The sequence below is a fragment of the Streptomyces europaeiscabiei genome, assembly GCF_001550375.1.
Taxonomy (GTDB): Bacteria; Actinomycetota; Actinomycetes; order Streptomycetales; family Streptomycetaceae; genus Streptomyces; species Streptomyces europaeiscabiei.
In genome coordinates this window covers 44,789-66,282 of record NZ_LRTR01000605.1, presented here as the reverse complement: position 1 = coordinate 66,282, position 21,494 = coordinate 44,789, and the positions used below count along the sequence as shown (strand labels likewise).

Sequence of the window (21,494 nt, the reverse complement as noted above, 5' to 3'; positions counted from 1 at the left end):
GGCCCCCGGGAGCGGACGGTTCCCGGCCACGGGCCCCGGGCGCGGGCGCGGGCGCGGGCGGTTTACCGCTACGGGGCCGCGGCAGCAGGCGGTTCCTGTGTCCCGGGGTGGGCCGCACGGCGGATGCGTACCGTTCCTCGGTTGTCCAGGTCCCCCTGGAAGGGCGGGCCCTGCGCCGGCCTGACGTTCTTGCGTACACGTTCCTGTTCCATCCGGCGTTTGACGGCCTGGCCCCGGGGTCGACGTCCTGGACCAGTTCGGCGCCGATGAAGGGCAGGGAGGGCCGATGAGGACAGAGAGGGCGACGAGCGCGACGGTGCGCACGCTGTCCATGGATCAGCGTCAGGGGTTCAGGCGGCCGTCCCTGCGGCGTGGTCCTCGGCGTCCTCGGCGCGCGCGGCGAGACGGCTGACGGCTGAGGGTTCTCCGGGCCGACCCCTTGGGCGAGTTCCCGAGGCTTCGGCCCCACCCGCTCATCGCCCCACCGGCGAGGCGCCGTCGACGAATCCCCACCGGCGAGGCAGCGTCGACGAATCCGCGGCGACGGAAACGCGGTAGAGGCGGAAAGGCGGTGGCCGAGGTTCGGTGGAGCGGCAGACTTGCCTCATGACCGCCACCACTTCGGACGCCAAGGCCGACCTCCGCTTCTATCTGCAGTCCGCCCGCGATGCCCTGCTGTGGAAGCTCGAAGGGCTGTCGGAGTACGACGCCCGCCGCCCCCTGACGCCGACCGGCACCAACCTGCTGGGGCTGATGAAGCACGCAGCCGGTGTCGAACTGGGCTACCTCGGCGACACCTTCGGACGGCCGTCGGGCGAACCGCTGCCCTGGCTCGACAGCGACGCCGAGCCCAACGCGGACATGTGGGCCACCGCCGACGAGTCCCGCGAGGACATCGTGGGGCTCTACCGCCGGGCCTGGGCGCACGCGGACGCGACCCTCGACGCGCTGGCGCTGGACACCGTCGGCAAGGTGCCGTGGTGGCCCGACGGCAAGGACGAGGTGACGCTGCACCACGCCGTCGTCCGCGTGATCGCCGACACCCACCGGCACGCCGGGCACGCCGACATCCTCCGGGAACTCCTCGACGGCGCGGTCGGCATGAACGAGGGCAACACGAGCGGCCCGTCGAGCGACCCGACGTGGTGGGAGAACTATCGCGGCCGCCTGGAACACGCGGCCGAGGAGGCCGAACGAAAGGCGTGACCCGGGCCGATCGACAGGTCGTTCTTTCCTGGACACGGTCCCACCCCCCACCCCACACCCCTCGAATGCGCCGGAATTCAGGCCGAATACGCATTGCCCGGCCCGCCCCCCTCCCCTTATCGTTGGCGTATGACTGCCGGGTCGGCCTTGCGCCGTGAGCGGATTGGTTACCCGGCCTCCGAGTGAGGCCGGGGCGGGCCAGGGGCCCGCCTGCCGAATTTCCGCGCGCCGAACACCGTTCCCCTGCCCCTGAGTTCCTTCGGGGCCCCATCGGTGTTCCCTCAACGCACCGTCGGTGCACCTGCTTCGCGCGCGTCGAACTCTCACACCGCATCGCGTCCCACCACACCGCATCGCGCCGCGAAACATCTCGCCGCGCCTCGTCGTGCCGCGCCGCGAAACACCTCGCCCCACATTCCGTCGACACGCATTTCGTCTACGGACACCGCACCTACGGACATCCCGCCTACGGACATTCCACATACGCGGCATTCCGTCGGCCATTCACTGACGTGCGCGCTGCGGCAATCACCCCTGCCCGAATTCCGCGACAATCCCTGTCGTGCAGCCATCCACAGAAAGCAGAGAATGCCCAACCCCTTCAACCAGCAAGTCATCGAAGAGTTCCGCGCCCAGCACGGCGAGGTCGGCGGCTACTTCGAGGGCGCCCGTCTGATCCTTCTGACCACCACCGGCACTCGTACCGGCAACCGACACACCACCCCCCTCGGCTACCTCCCCGACGGCGACGGCACGATCCTGGTCATCGCGTCGGCCGGAGGATCACCCAAGCACCCCGACTGGTACCGGAACATCAAGGCCGACCCCCGCGTCACCGTGGAGAACGGGGCGTTCACCTACGAGGCCGAAGCCGTCGTACTGATCGGCGAGGAGCGGGACCGGGCGTTCGCTCGGGCGGTCGAGGCCGAACCGGGATGGGCCGAGTACCAGGCGAAGACGGACCGCACGATCCCGGTCGTCGCCCTGCGCGAGGTCCCCGTGGCCGGTCCCCCGAACATCAACGCCGGCTCCATGGGCGAGGCCATCAAGGTCGTCCATGACGCCTTTCGCCGCGAACTCGCCCTGATCAAGAAGGAGTTGCTTACGAGCAACGGCAGGGCCGGGCTCGGGGCCCAGCTCCGCGTCAACTGCCTCACGTTCTGCCAGGGGCTCCACAACCACCACACCGGCGAGGACATCGGTCTCTTCCCCTACCTCTCCGACCGCCACCCCGAGCTGGCCCCGGCCCTCACCCGCCTCCACGAGGAGCACGAGCGGATCGCCTCCCTCACCGGGGAGCTGCGCCGGGTCGTGACGGCCGAGGACGCCGACCCCGACGCCGTACTCCCCGAGGTGGAGCGCCTCATCGACGAACTCGAAGCCCATCTCACGTACGAGGAGGAGCAGTTGATTCCCGCGCTGGACGCCGTGGCGGTGCCCACGAATCCCTGAGCGGTGGGTGGGTGGCTCGCTGGAGGGCGCGGAAGCAGGTACGCGAGACCTCGTGAACAACCGGCGAGCGGCGCGCGAGCCCCCTGGGGGGAGGGAGAACGGGCTCGCGTTCGCGCCGCTCACCGGCGCCCGCTCACCGTAGCCACGGCCCTGATCACCGAGGTGCCGGTACGGTCATGACTCCGCCGCCTTCCGGTAACACGGCTCACACGGCGTACCGCGACACCTGCGGTACGAGTGACCCGGTGGCACCCCGCAGTACGGGCCACCCGGCGGCGCCCGCGGTACGAGTCACCGGCCGGCACCCTCGCCGCTCACCCGGAACGGATCGCTCACCACGGCAGTGCACGCGCGTGCACGACGTCCAGCCGCGACACCGCGCGCGTGAGCACGACGTAGAGCCGGTGCAGCCCCCGCCCCTCCGCCGCCACGATCGCGGCCGGCTCGACGACCACGACATGGTCGTACTCGAGCCCCTTCGCGACTCCGGCGCCCAACACCGTGACGCGCGCGCCGAGTTCACCCGGACCGCCCGTCGCGATCCCGGCCCCGCCGAGAGCCTCCCGCAGCCGTACGACATCAGGTCCGTCGGCCGCGATGACCCCGATGGACCCTTCACGAGCGAGCGCGTCCCGCACGGCGGCGACGGTCTCGGTGACGACACCCCCGCCCTCCGCCTCCGTCCCGTCCACCCTCCTGATCCGCAGTTCCCCGTCCCTCCGCAGGGACCGGGCAGCGGGCACGTCCACCCCCAGTCGCCCCAGCAGCCCGTTCGCCAGCCCTACGACGGCCTGCGGCACCCGGAATCCGGTGGTGAGAGGGATGACGTGGGCGTCCGGCTTGCCCAGGTGGGCGAGGAGTCGGGGCCAGTCGCGGGCGGCCCAGGGGGTCGTGCCCTGGGCCAGGTCGCCCAGGACGGTCACCGAGCCATAGGCGGCCCGGCGGGCGATCACGCGGCACTCCATCGGGGAGAGGTCCTGGGCCTCGTCGACGACGACATGGCCGTAGCCGTCGGGGTGGGCGAGGAGCCCCGCGACCTCGTCGAGGAGGACGAGATCGGCTGCCGACCAGCGGGCCGACCGCCATGTACGCGGGGGCCTCGCCCAGGAGACGGCCTTCCGCTCGTCCGCGTCGAGCAGCCCCTCCGCCGCGTCGGCGAGCGCGTCCGGGTCCCCGAGCAGCCGCGCCACCACCTCCTCCGGCCGTGCCTTCGGCCATACGGCGTCGACGTACGCGCCGACCGGCCGCGACCGCGAGATCCGGTACAGCCACGCGTTCGGACGCGGCCCGGACCGCCGCTCCGCCTGCACCTGGAGCAGCCGCACGACCCGCGCCCGGACTCGCTCCCGCCCGATGTCGTAGGGCAGCGCCTCCGCCCGGACGTCCGCCACGATCCGCCGCAGCTCGTCCCCGGACACGCGCCAGCGAAACGAACCCTCCGACAGCACAAGGGAGTTGAACCGCTCCCCCGATCCGCCGCCGCCCGCGGCACCGGCGTACAGGGCCCGGCGGAGCACCCCCGCCATCCGGGCGTCGTGCTTCACGGCCGCCGCCCGGTCGTCGTCCTCCCCCGTCACCGGTTGCCGGGCGATCTCGTCCGTGACCGTCGACTGGCGTACGCCCGTCTCGCCGAGCGCCGGCAGGACCTCCGCGATGTACGAGAGGAAGGTGCGGTTCGGCCCGAGGATCAGCAGTCCGCCGCGGCGGATGCGCTGCGGGTACGTGTAGAGGAGGTATGCGGCGCGGTGCAGCCCGACGGCCGTCTTGCCGGTGCCCGGGGCTCCCTGCACGCAGACGGAGGTGCCGAGATCCGCCCGCACCAGGTCGTCCTGCTCCGGCTGGATGGTGGCGGCGATGTCCCGCATGGGACCGAGCCGGGGCCGCTCGATCTCGACGGCGAGGAGACTCCCCGGGATTCCTGAGCCGCCTCGGCCGTCTTCGCCGTCTTGGCCGCTACGGCCGTCTTGGCCGCTACGGCCGTCTTGGCCGCTACGGCCGTCTTGGCCGCCGCCAGGTGAGGCGGGGCCCCGGCCGGTCGGGGCGTCACGACGGTCCAGGTGCTCGTCCTCCAGCCCCGTGAGGTCGGCCGACTCCCCTCGGCTGCCCTGCGCCCACCCGAAGCGACGCCGGACGGCGACACCCTGGGGATCACGGGAACTCGCCTGGTAGAAGGCCCGTGACACCGGCGCCCGCCAGTCCACGACGAGGGGCGGCAGGGCCGGATCCTCACTGATCCGCAGCCGCCCGACGTGATAGCTCTGCCCGGCGTGGTCGATATTCGCGTGGTCGATATTCGCGTGATCGGCGTTCATGTGGTCGTCGAAGTCGAGCCGCCCGAAGAACAACGGCCCCTCCGGCAGCTCACGCATCTCCTTGGCACGGCTGCGCAGCCGGTACCCGAGCACCTCGGCGTCGGCCCCCGACGCGGAGACGTCCTCCCCGACGACGACCTGCTCTCCCGCCCCCTCGACCATGGCGGCGAGGGCGGCACGGCAGGTGTCGTGGTACGCACGCTCGCAGGCGAGAGCGTGCCGGAGGGTGGGGTCGGTGGCAGGTTCGACAGACGTCATTCCACCGAGCGTACCGAATAACGTGACCGAGTTAAATTATTTACCGAGACTCACTCATCGGGAGCGCGCCACCCTCAGGCTGCCCGGACCGAGAGAACAACGGGAGAACAACGGACGCGCCCCCTCAGACCGCCCCGAGCGGAAGTGCCCCCTCCAGCCGCCCGAACACCCGCTCGGCGGCGGCAACGGCGTCCCGCTCGACCTCCTCCACCGGCTCCCCCCGCTCGACCCGCCGCCGGTTCTCCTCCGCGAGCACCCGCCGTACGGCCACGATCTGCCCGGCGGCGACCCGCGCGTCGAGCCCGCCCCCGAGCACCTCGGCGAGCGCGGCCTCGGCCCGCTCCAGATGCCCATGGGCCCGCGCGACCAGCGACGGCGTCCCGTAGAGCAGCCGATGGAACGCGAGCACCTGCGGATGGTCGTTCAGCCCGGTCACCGGGTCCCGCCGGGCCAGCCCCGCCAAGAAGTGCGCCCGCACCGCCCCCACCACCGACTCCCCCTCGGCCCGCCCCGCGACCACCCGCGCCGTCTCGTCCTCGTGATCGGCGATCCGGTACAGCACGAGGTCCTCCTTCGCCGGGAAGTACCGGAAGAGCGTCGGCTTCGAGATCTCCGCCGCCGCGGCCACCTCGGCCACGGACACCGCGTCGAACCCCTTCTCGAGAAACAGCCGGATCGCGACCTCCGACACGCTCTCGTACATCCGCCGCTTCTTACGCTCCCGCAGGCCGGTCTCACTCATACGGTCGAGCCTAAGCGCCTACGGTCCGACTCGATCCTGTCGCCGTGACCGCGAGCCACCGCCACGCTTCCGGAGCCATCGGACGAGCGCGGCTTCGATCACCGACACGCTCGGCAACCTCTCGACGCCCAGGGGCCGTGCGCCTCTGCTCAGCACGTCCCAGACCGTCCAGGTCGCGGTGCGCAGCAGGCTCCGGTCCACCTTCGGCTCCAGGCGCAGGGACTGCGAGGTGCGGATCACATCGGTGAACACCGACTGCGCCTTCTTGTAGTCGAGCAGCTTCGGCAGGTCTTCCCGCCAGCCCCGCGAACTCCCCTCCCGGACATCCTCGACGAGCGCGCACCACCGCTCCGTCACCCGCCGCTCCTGCTCCAGCGGATACCGCATCAGATGCAGATGGGTGGCCAGGTCGTAGAGCGGGTCGCCGAACATCGCGAGTTCCCAGTCGATGGCCCAGAGCCGACGATCGCGGTCGACGATGAGGTTCTCGCGGTGGAGATCGGCGTGGAGAAGGCAGAACGGGCGCTCCCGCAGGCCGGCGACATGCTTTCTGAGCTGTTTGAAGGAGTCGAAGTCCAGCTTCAGGGCCGCGAACAGCTCCCCGTACTCCGGGAGGTTGTCCCCGTAGACCCGCTCTTCGGTGAAGCAGATCAACCGGTCGAGGAAGCCCGCGCTGTCGTTCTCCCGCGCGCGGTCCCGCCGCTCACACCTCCGCTTCACCAGAAGAGTCCGGGGAGTGACGGCGACCAGTTGCCGGAACAGGGCCAGGATCTGCTCGAACTCCTTCTCCGGAACCGCCGTGTCGGACGCGTGGAACGCCCCGAGGGTGTCTCCCTCGACGAACCGCTGGAGGACGGTGCCCTCGACCTCGATGAGATCGGGGATATTGCCGATGCGCCCCTGCAACTCGGTGAGCAGGCGCTCCTCCGAGTCGAAGCACCGCCGGTCGAACCAGAGCAGGCTCTCCCGCGGGTCACGGCACTTCCACCGTGCGCTTCCCCCGACCCCGGCCTCGGGCGGCAGCCGGAAGACATAGGTCTCGTGGTGGTAGCCGCTGAGCGGTCCCTCCACCTCACCCGGGTCGGCGCTCATCTCACCTGCGCGGCGCCGCCCCGTGGAATCCGATTCAGCTGGCATTGCCCGTTCTCTCGCCGTGGTCGCACCAGTGGTGAAATCAAGGAAGTGGAGGCACGTTACTCCTCCGTGGGCGAGCATCGTGCCAGAAGCGACGAGTTCGCTGGTGTCGGTCCGATGGGTGAACGCTCAGGCGCCCTGCCCCGTATGGACACGCATTCGAGCGACTGCCCGAACGGCCGCTCGCCCCCGAGGCGGATGGCCGTCTGCACCACACTCACCACGATGACAGCGACGAACCCCACGCTCAGCGGGACGACACAGCCGCAAGCATCTGCGGCGGCTCCTCGGCAGGCCCGAGCCGTGCTCCTCGACTTCGCCGGCCCCGTCTGTGACCTGTTCGCCGGGCGGTCGACCCGGCCCGTCGCCATGGAGATCAAGGCCATGTCACGAAAGAAGCGGAACTCGCTCGACCCCGCCGTCGAGGCATGCGACGACTCGCAGGGCATCCTTCACTTCCTGCGGGACATGCTGGACCGAAGGGCGGATGTCATCCTCGACCCGACAGCCCTCAGCACGGCGAACGAACCGCGCCGTATGAAACCTGGCGCTCCTGGTCACCGGGCTGGTGGCCGTACGGGTGGGCCGGGAGCGTCCGGCCTGGCCCTGGTCGGCCGCCCTCCTCTCATCCTGCTGGTGGTTCAGGCCTGATCCGGAAGCCGCGTGCGCAGCACGTCCAGTACGGGCTTCAGCGAGTCCACCGTGGACGAGAGCGGCACGCCCACCTCCCGGAGGGCCTTGAGCTTGTGCTCGTTACACGCGTAGCCCAGAAACGGGACGCCGGCCTCGCGGGCTGCCTCGAAGTCGGTCGGGGCGTCGCCGAGCATCAGGGCCCGGGAGGGGTCGGCGCCCATCGCGTTGAGGGCCTGGCGCAGGGTGTGGGGGTGCGGCTTCATCAGGTCGAGGTCGCGGGTGCGGCCGTACATGTAGGGAAAGCAGTCGGTGAGGCCGCGGCTCTCGATGTAGCGGGCCGCAGCCAGGGCCGAGTTGTTGGTCGTGATGGCGAATCTGGCCCGGCGCGACCATGTCCGGATGAGCGGGTCGGCCCAGGTGGTGGGGTACGCCTTCGGCGCGGCGGTCAGCTCCTGCTGGGTGAGCCACTTCTCCAGGTCGATGATCAGGTCGCTGCTCGGGTGGCGCCGGCTCAGCCCCAGGAGTACGACCTGGGGGTCGGTCGTACTCCGTTCACGCTCCGTCAGCAGGCCGCCCAGGCCACGCCGGTCGATCAACTTCACCAGGTCTCGGGCAACTTGGTGCGCGGGATGCCCGGAAAACAGTCGACAGATCGGCCCGTCCAGGTCCCAGAGCACAAAGCGGACGGGAGTGATCAGTTCTCGAAGGGACTCTGTCTCTACTGCCACCGGTTCAGTCTGCGCCGTATCAGGAGTCACTAGGAGAGTGTCAGGTCCGTGGTGATGGTTTCCCAGAGGGCGTTGAACCATTGCTGGGACTGATCGACGAACGCGGCGTCGCGGGGCCCGGTCTCCTTCTCGAAGGAGAAGAGGAGGGACTGGGTGCCGAAGGCGTCGTACATCTGCAGGGGGCCGTCCGCCATCTGCTCCTCGCGCTGCATGAGCATGTAGTAGGCGATCAGGGCTTCCTGGCCGTTGAGGAGGTAGAGCTTGACGGGCGGGGTGAAGGGGAGGGCGCGGAAGGCCACACGGACGTCGAGCTGGTGGGACGTGCGCAGGGCCAGGAGGTTGTGGCGCAGGACGCGGACCTGGGCGTTGCGCTGGTCGAGCCAGCGCTTGTGGACCGGGTCCTCCTCGTCGTCCTCGCCCCGCCCCTCCACGGGGACCGGGAACGCCAGGTTGATCTTCCGGGAGGGGAGGAGGATGCGTACGTCGATGGACTCGGGACGGATCGTTCCCTCGTGGATGCGGCGGACCGGTTCACCGAGGGCCATCATCAGGGTCTCGGCGGTGAGGCAGGCCGCGTCGACGCGGACGTGCGGCTGGGAGAAGGCCGCGCCGAGGCGGGGGCCGAGGCCCACCATCGTCGGCTGCGGCTCGTCCCGCGCGGCGTGGACGGCCTCGGCGACCCTGGGCGGGCTCCCCTTGCTCACGTTGCTCAGCAGCCCGTCCTCCTGCAGGGCGCGCAGCGCCTGACGGACCGTGCCGCGCTCCACGCCGAACTCCTCCGCCAGCTCGGCCTGGGTGGGCAGGCGCTCGCCGGGCCTGAGGTCGCCGCCGCGGATGCGGTCCCGCAGGGCGCCGGCGATCTCCTGGGACGAGAGCTTTCTGCTGCCGTTCACTGCAACGTTCTCCTGAGTCACGACCAAACGCTACAACTCTCACCCATCTTTGGGGAGTTCACGGGAAGGTGGTTATGAACATGGACCAAGTGGGAACCATTTAAACAGAGTTGGTTACCAACTTGGTCGAGTTGGTGGAAGTTCCCCCTCTCATCTCGGCTCCCGCCCGCCCCGGCCCCTCGGAGGAGGTTCCACCATGCCCGCTGCCATCGCCCTCATCTCCGCCCTCGCCGTCATCGTCTTCCAGCGATTCGTCGAGTGGCGCTTCGGCACGATGGGAGCCGTCGGCCTGCTGTTCCTCACGATCGGGCTGAAGGCGAACAACCACACGTGCAGCTCGATCGGCGCGGTCATCCTCGCGCTGATGTTCACCGGACCCGCGATGTGAAGCGGGAGCCCCGCCCCGCGCCGGCCGTCAGCTCGTGAGCAGCAGGTCCGAACTGATGGTTTCCCACAGCGCGTTGAACCACAGGCCGGACTGCTCGACGAAGGTCGTGTCCCGCGGGGCGGCGGCCGCGCTCCGCTCGAACGCGAACAGCGTGGACTGGGTGCCCTCGGCGTCGTACATCTCCAGCTGCTCACTGTCCACTTCGGCCTCCTTCCGCTGGACCGTGTAGTACGCGAACAGCGCCTCCCGGCCGTTGAGGAGGTACAGCTTCACGGGTGGGGTGAAGGGCAGCGCGCGGAACGCGACACGCACGTCTATGCCGTGCGTGGACCGCAGGGCCAGCAGGTTGTGCTTCAGGACCTGCCCCTGGGCGTTGCGCTGGACGAGCCAGCGGCGCTGCAGCCGGCCGTCGACCGAGGCGTCGACCGGGGCCGGGAAGGCGAGCGGGATGTCACGGCTGGGCAGCATCACCCGGACGTCGACCCTGGCCGGATTTATGCGCCCCGCGTGAATCTCGCGCAACGGCTCACCCACGGCGAGCGTGAGGGACACGGACGTCAGGCAGAGGGCGTCGATCTTCACGTGCGGGGCCGCGAAGGCGGCGGATATGCGAGGGGCAAGCTCCACCATCGTGGGCCGCGGCGCCGCGTCCGGTCCGCCGACGGCCCACGCCCCCACGCGTGGGGCGACAGTCGCCGGGCTGCCCTTGGAAACGTTGGTGAGCAGGTGCTCCGACTGCAGGATGCGCAAGGCCTGCCGTACGGCCCCGCGCTCCACGCCGAACTCGTCCGCCAGCTTCGCCTGGGTGGGCATGCGCTGTCCCGGTCGCAGCTCGCCGGACCTGATCCGGCCGCGCAACACGTCGGCCACCTCGCGATGTGACCTCTGGGGCCGCTGTGACGACTTCCGTCCATCGACGGCCGTGCGTTCCCGCTCCACGAACAAACACTACAACTTCTCGCCATCTTTGGGCAGTTCGTGGGAAGGTGGTTATGAGACGACTCCAAGCGGAGATAAGTAAGTTGGAGTTGGTCGCCAACTTTCACAACATGGTCAGAATTTCAGATGGTTGGCGACACCGAGACGGACACCGCGAGCGACACCGTGAGCGTTCGTGGGCGACACCGCGAGCGACACCCGAGACCGACCGATCGACCTCCTCTCCGGAGGGGAGCCGGGAGTTCGACCGGTCCGCACAGCCACAACTGAATGGTTCAGCCACAACTGAATGCGCAGCCACAACCACAACTGAACAGCTACGGATTCCGCACACACCAGTGAAAGGTCTCAGAAGAGGTCCGGGCACCACGGGCGCCTGGACGTCCGCAGCAGGGCGTCGGCCACGGAGGCGGCGCCCTTCCGCTGTTCCCGCACCCGGCCGAGCGCGGTGAGCCGTACGGCCGACTCGTCGCCCAGCCACAGCGCCGCCAGGTCCGCGACCTCCAGGACGAGGTCCCCGTCCTCACTCGTCGGCACGCAACTCGCCCCGTCCGGGCCCGCGTCCAGCCGATAGCGCCCGCCGGCGAAGCCGTCCCGGTCGACGACCTCCAGCACCAGCGCCGCCCCGGTCCCCGCGTACGTACGGGCCTCCAGCGCCCGTACGACGTCCAGGATCCGCACCCACAGCCAGTCCGCCTGGGTGGTGACGCCCACGGCACGCGGGTCGGGGAAGAAGTGCGGAAGGAGGTCGTCCGGCGCCCGCCAGCCGGACTTGACCTTGGTGATCCAGTCGATCGAGCAGAGGTAGTGCCACAGGGCGCGCTCGGCGGCCGGGGTCGTCGCGATCAGCCAGTTGACGTCGGCCGTGTTCTGCGGCTGCTTCATCTGCCAGCTGTCGTCCGCCTCGTACGAGACCATGCCCTCGATCTCACCGGCCGCCGAGCGGTACACCGCGTAGAACGGCTCGGCCCAGGAGGAGCTGGTCCGCAGGTCACCGGTGTTGACCCGCCACCAGCGCTCGTCGCGGCTCACCGCGCCGGGCTGGGCGTGGCGGAGGCGGTCGTGCAGGGCGGGGCCGAGGGCGCGTACGACCGCGCCGTCGACGAGGTCGACCCGACCGCCGTCCGCCGGGCCGGACCAGCGGGGGTCCAGGCCGGTGCGGGGCACGTCGACGGTCCACTCGGTGGTGCAGGTGGCGGGACCGAAGCCGTAGCGGCCGTAGATCGGGTACTCGGCGGCGATCAGCGTGGCGACGACGTCGCCGCGGTCCTTCGCGGCGGTGAGGTCGTGGGCCATCATCCGGGTGAGAAGGCCTCGGCGGCGGTGGGTGGGGCTGACCGTGACGTTCGAGATGGCGTCGGCGGGGACGGTGCGGCCGCCGACGACTGTCAGCTCCTGCGGGAAGGAGCGGAAGGTCGCGACGACCTGGGTGGTGTCGGTGGGGGTGAGGGGGGTGTGGGAGCGGGACGCGTCGAACGCGGCGAGGGTGCGGGCCGGGTCGATATGGGCCGAGCGGTCCTTGAGCTCCTGCTCGGAGAGGGATTCCGGGGCGCGGAGGAAGCCGGTGTTCAGGGCGTTCAGCCAGGCCGGGATCTCGTCCTCGGTGACGGGGCGTACGGCTATGTCGTGGGAGGAGCTCATGGGGCCACGCTAGGGGGGTGCTCCGCGGTGTGTCTCGGGGTTTTTCCCGCCCCCGCCGCCCCTGCCCGCCCCTGCCCGCCCCTTCTCCAGGGGCTGCGCCCCTTCGACCACCGGCCGCGGGTTCGGTTGGGGGCTGGTCGCGCAGTTCCCCGCGCCCCTGAGAAGACGGCCCTTCGGGCCTGTCTTCTCAGGGACACGCGTCCTCGCGTCAGATCAGCAGGTCGTCCACCTGGGCCTCGCCCTCGCGGTAGCGGCGGGCGATTTCGGCGCTGCAGTCGTCCGCGGTGCGCTGGAGGCGCTGGCGGCGGCCGGAGATCTGCTGCTCGTGATGGACGAGACGGGCGAGGCCGGCGGTGAGTTCGTCGTCGGTGCGGGCCTGGAGGTCGGAGAGTTCGACCTCGTCGAGCATGTCGGCGGCGAGCCGACGGTACTCCTCTCCGTAGGGCGTGCCCACGGTGACGTGGCGGGCCGAGGACCGGTGCCGGGCCGGGGCGTCCGTGAGGATCGCCGAGAGCCGGTCGACGAGCGCCGAGGGCTCCCCCCGGGCCGTGGGGTCCGCCGCGCCGCCCCGGCGGACCAGTTCGGCGCGCAGGATGTCGATACGGCCCTGGAGCAGCCGCCGCAGATAGCTGAGATCGGCCTCGTCCCGCTGGGCGTCCCGGCGCAGTGCGCGCAGTTCGGGCAGCCGCAGCCGGGACAGGGCGTGCTCGGCCGGGTCCGGCGGCAGTGGTTCGCTGTCCGTGCGCTGGACCGGTGGCCGGCGGACGCCGGGGCCAGGCCCCGGATTGGTACGGGTGAACGTCGCAGTCCCCGGGGGCTGCCCTGTACTCGATGTGCTCATGCGCCTCAACCGTCCCCTCGACCGGTGTGTGTGAGCATGGTGCCACTCTCAGTGGCCGCTATGTGACCGAGTCCCCGCGATCCACCCCAGATGGTCGGTAATGGATCAATGAGAAAGACCGGGCAAAGCGCTCTTCAAACCCTCGTGATCACAAACCCCCCGTAAGGAGGACCCCCTCGCGCGCGGCCGATGGACGTCGACGGCATGATGGTCGGCATGCGTGCGGTGGTGCAGAGGGTCGACGGCGCGAGCGTCGTCGTGGACGGTGAGACGGTCGGTGCGATCGAGGGCGAGGGGCTGTGCGTCCTCGTGGGGGTGACCCACGACGACACCAAGGAGAAGGCGGCTCAGCTGGCCCGCAAACTGTGGTCGGTGCGGATGCTGCACGACGAGAAGTCGTGCGGCGATGTGGACGCGCCACTGCTGGTGATCAGCCAGTTCACGCTGTACGGCGACGCGCGCAAGGGACGCCGGCCCACCTGGAACGCGGCGGCGCCCGGCGATGTCGCCGAGCCCCTGGTGGAGGAGGTCGTCGCGCAGCTGCGGTCGCTGGGGGCGACGGTGGCGACCGGGCGGTTCGGGGCGAGGATGCGGGTCACGCTGACGAATGACGGGCCGTTCACGGTGCTGCTGGAGATGTGAGGCGCCGGACGCCTCCGCCGGCCGGCGGGAGGGGGCGCAACCCGGCGCTCACGGGGTGCCGCCGCTACGGCTCGACCACGGTCTCCTGCGCCGCTGCCGTCGTGTCGGCCATGAGCCTCGCGTCCACCGGTACGTTGCGCTTGATCAGGGCGAGGGCCACCGGGCCCAGCTCGTGGTGGCGGGCCGAGGTCGTGATGAAGCCGAGCTTGCGGCCGTCGGGGCCGTCGTCCGCGAGGCGGATCTCCGCGCCGCGCGGCGGGAGGTGGACCTCGCTGCCATCGAGGTGGAGGAAGACGAGGCGGCGCGGGGGCTTGCCGAGGTTCTGGACGCGGGCGACGGTCTCCTGGCCCCGGTAGCAGCCCTTCTGCAGGTGCACCGCCGTACCGATCCAGCCCAGCTCGTGCGGGATGGTGCGGTGGTCGGTCTCGAAGCCGAGGCGGGGAAGGTGGTGCTCGACGCGCAGCGCCTCGTACGCGAGGAGACCCACCGCGGGTGCCGCCTTCTCCGCGTACGACTCCAGGTCGGCGCGCGGAAGGAACAGATCACGGCCGTACGGCGTCTCGCGGACCACCGTGCCCTGCGGGATCTCGGCGATCGAACCGGCCGGGAGGTGGACGACCGCGAAGTCGCCCGTCCGGTCGGCCACTTCGACCCGGTAGAAGAACTTCATCGACTCCAGGTACGCGAGCAGCGCCTCCTGGGTGCCGGGCTCGACGTGGGCCCAGACGGTCGCTCCGTCGTCGACCAGGTACAGCGCGTGCTCGATGTGGCCGTTGGCGGAGAGGATCAGCGCCTCGGTGGCCTCGCCCGTGGGGAGTTCGCTGACGTGCTGGGTGAGGAGCAGGTGCAGCCAGCTGAGCCGGTCGTCGCCGGAGACGGCGAGGACACCACGGTGGGAGAGGTCGACGAATCCGGTGCCGTCGGCGAGGGCACGCTGTTCGCGGAACAGGTCCCCATAGTGGGCGGCGACACCTTCGTCCACCCCCTCGCCGGAGACGGCGCCGGGCAGGGACAGCAGAGGGCTCTTCATACGCCTAAGCCTACGACTCGGTAGTTGAACTCTTGGCGGTTGAGGTCTTGCTGCTTGCAGCCTTGCGGGCGCAGTCCTTGCAGCGGCCGAAGATCGCGAAGTGCTTCATGTCCGTGTCGAAGCCGAACGTCTCGCGCAGCTTGGCCGTGAAGTCCGCCGCCACCGACACATCCGCCTCGATCACGTTCGTGCAGTCCCGGCAGACGAGGTGGATGTGGTGGTGCCGGTCGGCCAGGTGGTACGTCGGCGCCCCGTGCCCCAGATGGGCATGGCTGACCAGCCCGAGCTCCTCCAGGAGCTCCAGGGTCCGGTAGACCGTGGAAATGTTGACCCCCGACGCCGTCTTCCTCACTTCCACGAGGATGTCGTCGGGGGTCGCGTGCTCAAGGGTGTCCACGGCTTCGAGCACGAGTTGCCGCTGCGGCGTCAGCCGGTAGCCGCGCTGCCTGAGGTCACTCTTCCAGTCGGTGCTCACCACACCACGAGTCTAGGACCACTTCGGGTAGGCCCACTCGATGTGGGCCCACTCGATGTTGACCTACTTGAAGAAGGCGATGCCGTCGTCCGGCATGTCGTCCGGGAGGGCCTTGGCCCAGCGCTCGACGTCCTCGGGGGTGACGACCTTCTTCAGGTGCGCGGACATGTAGGGGCGCAGCTCGACGTCGGGCGTCGCCTTCTCACCGACCCACATCAGGTCGCTGTGCACATAGCCGTACAGCCGCTTGCCGCCGCTGTAGGGCCCCGAGGCCGCCGTACGCGCGACCGCGTCCGTGACCACGTCGATCTGCGGCTTCTGCTTGGCCAGCTCGCCGTACCAGACCTCGACGACGCCGTCGTCGCGGGTCATGACGATCTCGACCTTGCGGTCGGCGTCGATGCGCCAGAATCCGGACTCGGTCTCCAGCGGGCGGACCTTGTTGCCGTCCTTGTCCAGCACCCAGGTGTGGGAGTGGTACTCCAGGAAGTCCCGGCCGTCGTGGGTGAAGGTGACCTCCTGGCCGAAGTTGCACTTCTCGGCACCGGGGAAGTCGTAGACGCCCGCGCCCGCCCAGTCGCCGAGCAGAAAGGCGAGGGGGACGAGGTCCTTGTGCAGGTCGGACGGGATCTCGATCATGAGTGGCGGTTCCTGGATGTCCTCGACGTGGGTCAGCGCTGGCCCTGGTACAGCTTCTTCACGGTCAGGCCGGCGAAGGCGAGAACGCCGACGGCGACCAGGACCAGCAGGATTTCGAAGAAGAGTTCCACGGGGTGCTCCTCGGATGAGCGGATTCGGTACTGCACAAGGCCGGACCCCAGCTTACGCGGCCGGAACCCGGGGCTCGCCGTGAGGTGGGCCCTTTGCCGCTCGGCCGCGACGATGATCACGATGCGGACTACCATGCGGCCATGGCGAAGAAGCTCGTGATCAAGGTGACGGCCGGGGCGGATGCTCCCGAGCGCTGTTCGCAGGCGTTCACCGTGGCGGCGGTGGCGGTGGCCAGCGGAGTGGAGGTGTCCCTGTGGCTGACCGGCGAGTCCGCGTGGTTCGCGCTGCCGGGCCGGGCCGCCGAGTTCGAGCTGCCGCATGCCGCCCCCCTCCCCGACCTCCTCGACTCGGTCCTCGCGGGCGGCACGCTCACCCTGTGCACACAGTGCGCCGCCCGCCGGGACATCACGGAGAAGGACGTCATCGAGGGCGTACGGATCGCGGGCGCGCAGGTGTTCGTGCAGGAGGCGCTGGCGGACGGCACCCAGGCACTCGTCTACTGAGACGCCCCTGCGGCAGCTTCAGACTCCCCTGCGGCAGCTTCAGACTCCTCGGCCGCCGCCGAGACACGCCCCAGTGGCAGCGATCAAGGCTGTTGCCTCGGGCGCCTCTTGCCGTCCAGTTCGTCCCACCACTCGTCGGACTTCGGGTCGCCGGAGGGGTCGTCCCACCAGCGGTCGTCGGGGCCGCGCCGGTTGGCGACGACGGCGGCGAGCGGCGGGATGACCATGGCGACCACGCACATGCCGACCGCGACCGGGACCGACCAGAGGCGTACGACGCCCCAGGCCAGGACGAAGAGCGTGAGACACGTGCCCATCATGGCGAAGTAGGCGTGGCGCCGGCGGGCGTACATGTCTCCAGCGTAGGCCCGCTCACGCCTGAGGGCCGTACCCCGGGTCGGACGACCCGGGGTACGGCCCTCAGCCGTTCAGCCGTTCAAGAACGAACGCCTCAGACGGCGATCGCGACCTCCGCCAGGCCGCCCTGCTCGGCGACGACGGTGCGGTCGGCGGTGCCGCCGGGGACGAGCGCGCGGACGGTCCAGGTGCCCTCGGCCGCGTAGAAGCGGAACTGGCCCGTCGCGGAGGTGGGAACCTCCGCCGTGAACTCGCCGGTCGAGTCCAGCAGACGGACGTAGCCCGTCACCGGCTCGCCGTCGCGGGTCACCTGACCCTGGATCGTGGTCTCACCGGGCTTGATCGTCGAGGCGTCCGGGCCGCCGGCCTTCGCTCCACACATGTCTTTCTCCAAGAGAGGTCTGACCGGAAGGAAGGCCGGTCGGGATGAACGGGTGTTCGCTTACTACTGGCTGTCGGCTGCTGTCGGCCGGTCCTACTTGTTGGCGCCGAGCTCGATCGGGACGCCGACCAGGGAGCCGTACTCGGTCCAGGAGCCGTCGTAGTTCTTGACGTTCTCCACGCCGAGCAGCTCGTGCAGGACGAACCAGGTCAGCGCGGAGCGCTCACCGATACGGCAGTAGGCGATGGTGTCCTTCGCCAGGTCCACCTGCTCGTCGGCGTACAGCTCCTTGAGGGCGTCGTCCGACTTGAAGGTGCCGTCGTCGTTGGCGTTCTTCGACCACGGGATGTTGCGGGCGGACGGGACGTGGCCCGGACGCTGCGACTGCTCCTGCGGCAGGTGGGCCGGGGCGAGCAGCTTGCCGGAGAACTCGTCGGGCGAGCGCACGTCGACCAGGTTCTGCGAGCCGATCGCGGCGACGACGTCGTCACGGAAGGCGCGGATCGCGGTGTTCTGCGGCTTGGCCTTGTACTCGGTCGCGGGGCGCACCGGCACCTCGTCGACCAGCTCGCGGGCGTCCAGCTCCCACTTCTTGCGGCCGCCGTCGAGAAGCTTGACGTTCTCGTGGCCGTACAGCTTGAAGTACCAGTAGGCGTACGACGCGAACCAGTTGTTGTTGCCGCCGTAGAGGACGACGAGGGTGTCGTTGCCGATGCCCTTCTCCGACAGGAGCTTCTCGAAGCCCTCCTGGTCGACGAAGTCACGGCGTACCGGGTCCTGGAGGTCCTTCGTCCAGTCGATCCGGATGGCGTTCTTGATGTGGTTCTTCTCGTACGCGGTCGTGTCCTCGTCGACCTCGACGATGGCGATGTTCGAGTCGTCGAGGTTGGCCTCGACCCAGTCGGCGTCTACCAGGACGTCGCTGCGGCTCATGCTCTTTCTCCTCCGGGGCAGTTGCGGCGGGGTGTGCGAGGCGCCTGACGGCGGTCGGGCCGGGCGCGCACGGGTGTGCCCTGGCTGGGCAGGGCGACGGGGAACGCGGCAGTCGTGGCTGCCACTCAGAAAGTGCGACAGAGCATGGCGGCGACGCGGCACAGGTCTACTGCCCGCCGCTTCGTGAGATCCGCCTGTCGCTTCATGATGGTCGATCGTAGGGACGGACAGGCGGGCGTGTCACCGGCATGTCGTATTCTGAGACGCGATCGTCCGGAATGTGGGATAGCGAGGCTGTCGGGGCTGCCGTGACAGGGCTTCCGGGCCCGTGTAGCCGTCGTCACATCTACGGTGCGGACGGTGGCGTCTCGCTTCTTGGACGCCGTCGGGCCACCGCGGTCGGTGCCGGGTGCCGGTCCCGGCCTGCCGGGCGCCGTCGGTCGTCCTACCCGGCCAGCCTGACGTTGGAACCCCGCACCGTGATCTCCACGCCGTCCGGTGCCGCCTCGACCTTGTCGAGCTTGATGCCGCCGGGGAGGTCGTCGATCTTCTGCTCGAAGTCGGTGATCGACCGGACCTGCCCCTCCGCGGCCTCGACGACCAGGTTCGGCAGGTTGTCGGCGTGCACCTTCACGGTGTCACCGTCGACGGTGACGGTGCTGAGCACCGGGTACGTCGTCGACTTGCCCAGGACGTCGACCTTGACCTTGATGTCGACCTTGACCTTGCCCTTGCCACCGTCGGAGAGGCCGACGACCTGGGCGGTCACGCCGGGGAGGATCCGCGTCGGTGCGGACTTGGCTGCCTTGAGGAGTTCGTCGTACGCGATGGTCGCGCTGCCGGTGGCGCTGGTGGCCGTGGCGGAGCTGTAGTCGCTGGAGAAGGCCACGCCGCGCATGTTCGCCTGCAGATCGGCGATACGGATGCTCTCGTCGGACTTGCCCGTGCTCGCCTCGTAGTCCTTGATGCCGACCTCGACGTCGTCGAGTTCACCGCTCGCGACCTGGGTGAGGAACGGGAAGCCCTTGATGGACACGTCGGGGGTGCTCGCCAGGCCCTCGCTGGTCTTCAGCTGCTCGGCCGCCTCGTCCTCGGCGAAGCCGACGGCCACGCGGTCCGCGATCACGAACAGGCCGCCCAGGATCACGGCGACGATGACAAGTATTCGCAGTGCGCGCATGTCTCGGTGTTCCCCACGTTGTCCACTCGGCGGCCGGTTCGGCGGTCGGTCCGGCTTCAACGACCCGGGTGGCCGTTCTACGCGAGAGTAATCGTGCGGGCGTATGGGCGGGGTTGGTTGGCCGGCCTTGTCGATCACCTGTGACAGGGCGGGTGGGCGCGCGACTTGGGGGCTTTCGCCCCCACCGCCCCTGCCCGTCCCGTCCCTCGGGGCTCCGCCCCGGACCCCTTTCGCGCAGTTCCCCGCGCCCTTGAAAAGGGGCGCGAGGAACTGCGCGAGACGCCCCACGTACGTTGCAGGCGACCCAGATACGTGAGCGGGGCGAAGGAATCCCTGCTCAGCCCAGCGCGCGGCCCAGCAGGTACACCGCCGGGGCCGCGGCGGCCAGCGGGAGGGCGACTCCCGCGGTGAAGTGGACGAAGCGGGAGGGGTAGTCGTAGGCGGCGACGCGGTGGCCGACGAGGGCGCAGAGGGCCGCGGCGGCGCCCAGGAGCGCGCCGGAGGTGCCGAGGTCGGTCGCGCCGCCGACGGCGATGCCCGCGCCGGTCGCCGCCAGCAGGGACACGATCACCGAGGCCGGTGTGGGGAGCGGCAGGGCACGGGCCAGGACGGCCACCGCCACCGCGACACCGCCCACCGTGACCGCGTCCGCCACGGCTGCCAGGTAGCCGGTCGCGATGATCGACAGTGCCGCCGAGGTCACGGTGGCCATCAGTCCGTACATCCGCTCGTCCGGGTCCGCGTGGCTGCGCAGTCCCAGCACGATGCTGAGCAGCACCCACACGCCGAGCGTGCCGAGGATGGCCGCGGGCGCGTGCTCCCGGCCGGCCGCGAACAGTGCCGTGTCCGCCGCGAGCGCGCCCGCGAAGGCCAGCACGATGCCCTGACGGGCCGGCCACATGCCGTTCAGCCGGAACCAGCCCGCCGCGGTCACGGCCTGAAGGATCACCAGCGGTACGGCGAGGGCGTACTCGCCGATCGCCGCGGCACCGGCCAGCAGCAGGCCCAGTACGGCGGTGAGCAGCGCCGGCTGCATCCCGGGCTCGATGATCGGCGACCGTCCCTCGGCCCGCGCCCGCTGGGCGTCGGTGACCCGGGTGTTGCCGGTGAGGGTGGGCGGACCGTAGCCGGGGCCGGACTGCGGGACGGGGTCGGACTGCGGGACGGGGTCGGCCGGGGGCCGGCTTGAGGGTTGCGGCTGCTGTGGCTGCGGCTGCGGCCCGCCCTGGGGCGCGTACTGGCCGTACTGCGCGTTCGGGTCGTGCTGCGCGTTCGGGTCGTGCTGCGCGTTCGCGCCGTGCTGCGCGCCTTGGCCGTACTGCCCGCCCTGGCCGTACTGCGCGTTCGGGCCGCCCGTCTGCGGGGGCAGGTAGGCCGTCTCCGCCACGTCGGCGGCGGGCGGGGTCCCGGGCGGCGTCTGGGGCTGGATCTGGGTCTCCCAGGTCTGGCCCTCCCACTGCTGGGTGTACTGCTGGGCGTGGGCGGCCTGGCTCTCGTCGTAGCCCTGCCAGTGCGGCTGCGCCTGAGGCTGGGCCGCGTACTGGTGGGGCTCCGCCTGCGGCTCCTGGTAGGCCTCGTAGCCCTGGTGTCCCTGGTGGCCCTCGTACCCGTACGGCTGGTTGCTCATGATGTGGGGGTCACCCTCCTGCGAACGGCGGGAGCACCTCGACCGTGCCGCCCTCGGCCAGACGTACCGTCTCATGCGCACGGGTGCCCACGGGGTCCCCGTCGACGAGGAACGCGCATCGGCTCAGTACGCGGACGAGTTCGCCGGGGTGTCGCTCGCGGGCCGTGTGCAGGGCGTCCGCGAGGGTGGCCGCGTCGTAGGGCTCCTCGGCGATGCCTGCGGCGGCTTTGGCGGCTGCCCAGTAGCGGACGGTGCCCTTTGGCATCTGCGTTCCTCTGTATTAGTCGTGACGGGGATCAGGCTACGGGGCGGTCGGCTTCGCGCGGAAACCACGGGCCCGGTGGGGGCCGGTCACGCCCGCGCGGCGGAGCCTCACTTCGATACGGCCCCGCGATCCTTACGGCCCCGCGATCCTTACGGCCCCGCG

Annotated in this window: 23 protein-coding genes; 6 read left to right on the top strand and 17 right to left on the bottom strand. The window is 70.3% G+C overall.

The annotated features are described in order from the left end of the window. Window positions 1-606 precede the first annotated feature (606 nt). Window positions 607-1,206 carry a DinB family protein gene (locus AWZ10_RS29185; RefSeq protein ID WP_060892432.1) on the top strand — a complete coding sequence of 200 codons (600 nt, stop codon included), beginning with the start codon at window positions 607-609 and terminating at the stop codon, window positions 1,204-1,206. Between the two features lie 588 nt (window positions 1,207-1,794). Next, window positions 1,795-2,658 (top strand): nitroreductase/quinone reductase family protein, encoded by an 864-nt coding sequence (locus AWZ10_RS29180; RefSeq protein ID WP_046709075.1) that lies wholly within the window; start codon window positions 1,795-1,797, stop codon window positions 2,656-2,658. Window positions 2,659-2,990: 332 nt separating this feature from the next. Here the strand turns inward: AWZ10_RS29180 and AWZ10_RS29175 are convergent, their stop codons facing one another. The 3 genes from AWZ10_RS29175 to AWZ10_RS29165 all read right to left on the bottom strand — a co-directional run bounded on the left by AWZ10_RS29175 (window position 2,991) and on the right by AWZ10_RS29165 (window position 7,107). After that, the gene (locus AWZ10_RS29175) at window positions 2,991-5,228 is read right to left on the bottom strand and encodes a HelD family protein (RefSeq protein WP_060892431.1); all 2,238 of its coding nucleotides are present in this window, start codon (window positions 5,226-5,228) and stop codon (window positions 2,991-2,993) included. Between the two features lie 124 nt (window positions 5,229-5,352). After that, window positions 5,353-5,970, bottom strand: coding sequence for a TetR family transcriptional regulator (locus AWZ10_RS29170; RefSeq protein WP_060892430.1), 618 nt, complete (start codon window positions 5,968-5,970; stop codon window positions 5,353-5,355). 18 nt (window positions 5,971-5,988) lie between these two features. Beyond that, the gene (locus AWZ10_RS29165; RefSeq protein ID WP_060892429.1) at window positions 5,989-7,107 is read right to left on the bottom strand and encodes a phosphotransferase; all 1,119 of its coding nucleotides are present in this window, start codon (window positions 7,105-7,107) and stop codon (window positions 5,989-5,991) included. Between the two features lie 222 nt (window positions 7,108-7,329). Between AWZ10_RS29165 and AWZ10_RS29160 the strand changes: the two genes are divergently transcribed. After that, window positions 7,330-7,755 (top strand): hypothetical protein, encoded by a 426-nt coding sequence (locus AWZ10_RS29160; RefSeq protein WP_159015093.1) that lies wholly within the window; start codon window positions 7,330-7,332, stop codon window positions 7,753-7,755. On the opposite strand, the gene AWZ10_RS29155 is transcribed toward AWZ10_RS29160, so the two are convergent. Next, on the bottom strand, window positions 7,746-8,546 hold the full coding sequence (locus AWZ10_RS29155) for an HAD family hydrolase (protein WP_078935441.1): 801 nt from the start codon (window positions 8,544-8,546) through the stop codon (window positions 7,746-7,748). The genes AWZ10_RS29160 and AWZ10_RS29155 overlap by 10 nt on opposite strands. Beyond that, window positions 8,495-9,358, bottom strand: a complete 864-nt coding sequence (locus AWZ10_RS29150) for a GntR family transcriptional regulator (RefSeq protein WP_046705975.1) — start codon at window positions 9,356-9,358, stop codon at window positions 8,495-8,497. Before AWZ10_RS29150 ends, AWZ10_RS29155 begins: the two co-directional genes overlap by 52 nt. A gap of 196 nt (window positions 9,359-9,554) precedes the next feature. Between AWZ10_RS29150 and AWZ10_RS29145 the strand changes: the two genes are divergently transcribed. After that, complete coding sequence (locus AWZ10_RS29145; protein WP_037688367.1) at window positions 9,555-9,746, top strand: hypothetical protein; 192 nt, start codon at window positions 9,555-9,557, stop codon at window positions 9,744-9,746. A gap of 27 nt (window positions 9,747-9,773) precedes the next feature. On the opposite strand, the gene AWZ10_RS29140 is transcribed toward AWZ10_RS29145, so the two are convergent. From AWZ10_RS29140 to AWZ10_RS29130, 3 genes are all read right to left on the bottom strand, one after another. Beyond that, a complete protein-coding gene (locus AWZ10_RS29140) occupies window positions 9,774-10,691 on the bottom strand; it encodes a winged helix-turn-helix domain-containing protein (protein WP_173531541.1) in 918 nt (305 codons plus the stop codon). A 342-nt stretch (window positions 10,692-11,033) separates the two neighbouring features. After that, window positions 11,034-12,326, bottom strand: coding sequence for a GNAT family N-acetyltransferase (locus AWZ10_RS29135; protein WP_046705816.1), 1,293 nt, complete (start codon window positions 12,324-12,326; stop codon window positions 11,034-11,036). A 208-nt stretch (window positions 12,327-12,534) separates the two neighbouring features. Beyond that, window positions 12,535-13,167, bottom strand: a complete 633-nt coding sequence (locus AWZ10_RS29130; protein ID WP_046707436.1) for an RsiG family protein — start codon at window positions 13,165-13,167, stop codon at window positions 12,535-12,537. A gap of 216 nt (window positions 13,168-13,383) precedes the next feature. Here AWZ10_RS29130 and dtd point away from each other — a divergent pair, with 216 nt between their 5' ends. Then, window positions 13,384-13,809, top strand: coding sequence for a D-aminoacyl-tRNA deacylase (gene dtd / locus AWZ10_RS29125; RefSeq protein WP_037688582.1), 426 nt, complete (start codon window positions 13,384-13,386; stop codon window positions 13,807-13,809). 64 nt (window positions 13,810-13,873) lie between these two features. Here the strand turns inward: dtd and ygfZ are convergent, their stop codons facing one another. The 3 genes from ygfZ to AWZ10_RS29110 are packed head-to-tail and all read right to left on the bottom strand — an operon-like array spanning window position 13,874 to window position 15,953. Next, complete coding sequence (gene ygfZ, locus AWZ10_RS29120) at window positions 13,874-14,839, bottom strand: CAF17-like 4Fe-4S cluster assembly/insertion protein YgfZ (protein WP_046707437.1); 966 nt, start codon at window positions 14,837-14,839, stop codon at window positions 13,874-13,876. A gap of 10 nt (window positions 14,840-14,849) precedes the next feature. Beyond that, window positions 14,850-15,317, bottom strand: a complete 468-nt coding sequence (locus tag AWZ10_RS29115) for a Fur family transcriptional regulator (protein WP_046707438.1) — start codon at window positions 15,315-15,317, stop codon at window positions 14,850-14,852. A 60-nt stretch (window positions 15,318-15,377) separates the two neighbouring features. Continuing rightward, a complete protein-coding gene (locus AWZ10_RS29110; protein ID WP_046707439.1) occupies window positions 15,378-15,953 on the bottom strand; it encodes a heme-binding beta-barrel domain-containing protein in 576 nt (191 codons plus the stop codon). A 272-nt stretch (window positions 15,954-16,225) separates the two neighbouring features. On the opposite strand from AWZ10_RS29110, the gene AWZ10_RS29100 reads away from it, so the two are divergent. Next, on the top strand, window positions 16,226-16,588 hold the full coding sequence (locus AWZ10_RS29100; RefSeq protein WP_046707440.1) for a DsrE family protein: 363 nt from the start codon (window positions 16,226-16,228) through the stop codon (window positions 16,586-16,588). 83 nt (window positions 16,589-16,671) lie between these two features. On the opposite strand, the gene AWZ10_RS29095 is transcribed toward AWZ10_RS29100, so the two are convergent. The 6 genes from AWZ10_RS29095 to AWZ10_RS29070 form a co-directional block, all read right to left on the bottom strand. Further along, the gene (locus tag AWZ10_RS29095) at window positions 16,672-16,941 is read right to left on the bottom strand and encodes a DUF3099 domain-containing protein (RefSeq protein ID WP_046707441.1); all 270 of its coding nucleotides are present in this window, start codon (window positions 16,939-16,941) and stop codon (window positions 16,672-16,674) included. A 98-nt stretch (window positions 16,942-17,039) separates the two neighbouring features. Beyond that, window positions 17,040-17,327 (bottom strand): DUF1416 domain-containing protein, encoded by a 288-nt coding sequence (locus tag AWZ10_RS29090; RefSeq protein ID WP_037688344.1) that lies wholly within the window; start codon window positions 17,325-17,327, stop codon window positions 17,040-17,042. A 93-nt stretch (window positions 17,328-17,420) separates the two neighbouring features. Further along, complete coding sequence (locus tag AWZ10_RS29085; RefSeq protein WP_037688342.1) at window positions 17,421-18,260, bottom strand: sulfurtransferase; 840 nt, start codon at window positions 18,258-18,260, stop codon at window positions 17,421-17,423. Between the two features lie 445 nt (window positions 18,261-18,705). Beyond that, entirely contained in the window at window positions 18,706-19,440 is a 735-nt protein-coding gene (locus tag AWZ10_RS29080; protein ID WP_046707442.1) for an LmeA family phospholipid-binding protein, read from the bottom strand. Between the two features lie 337 nt (window positions 19,441-19,777). Continuing rightward, the gene (locus AWZ10_RS29075) at window positions 19,778-21,067 is read right to left on the bottom strand and encodes a hypothetical protein (protein WP_046709819.1); all 1,290 of its coding nucleotides are present in this window, start codon (window positions 21,065-21,067) and stop codon (window positions 19,778-19,780) included. A 10-nt stretch (window positions 21,068-21,077) separates the two neighbouring features. After that, complete coding sequence (locus AWZ10_RS29070) at window positions 21,078-21,332, bottom strand: MoaD/ThiS family protein (RefSeq protein ID WP_046709820.1); 255 nt, start codon at window positions 21,330-21,332, stop codon at window positions 21,078-21,080. Between the last annotated feature and the right edge of the window lie 162 nt (window positions 21,333-21,494).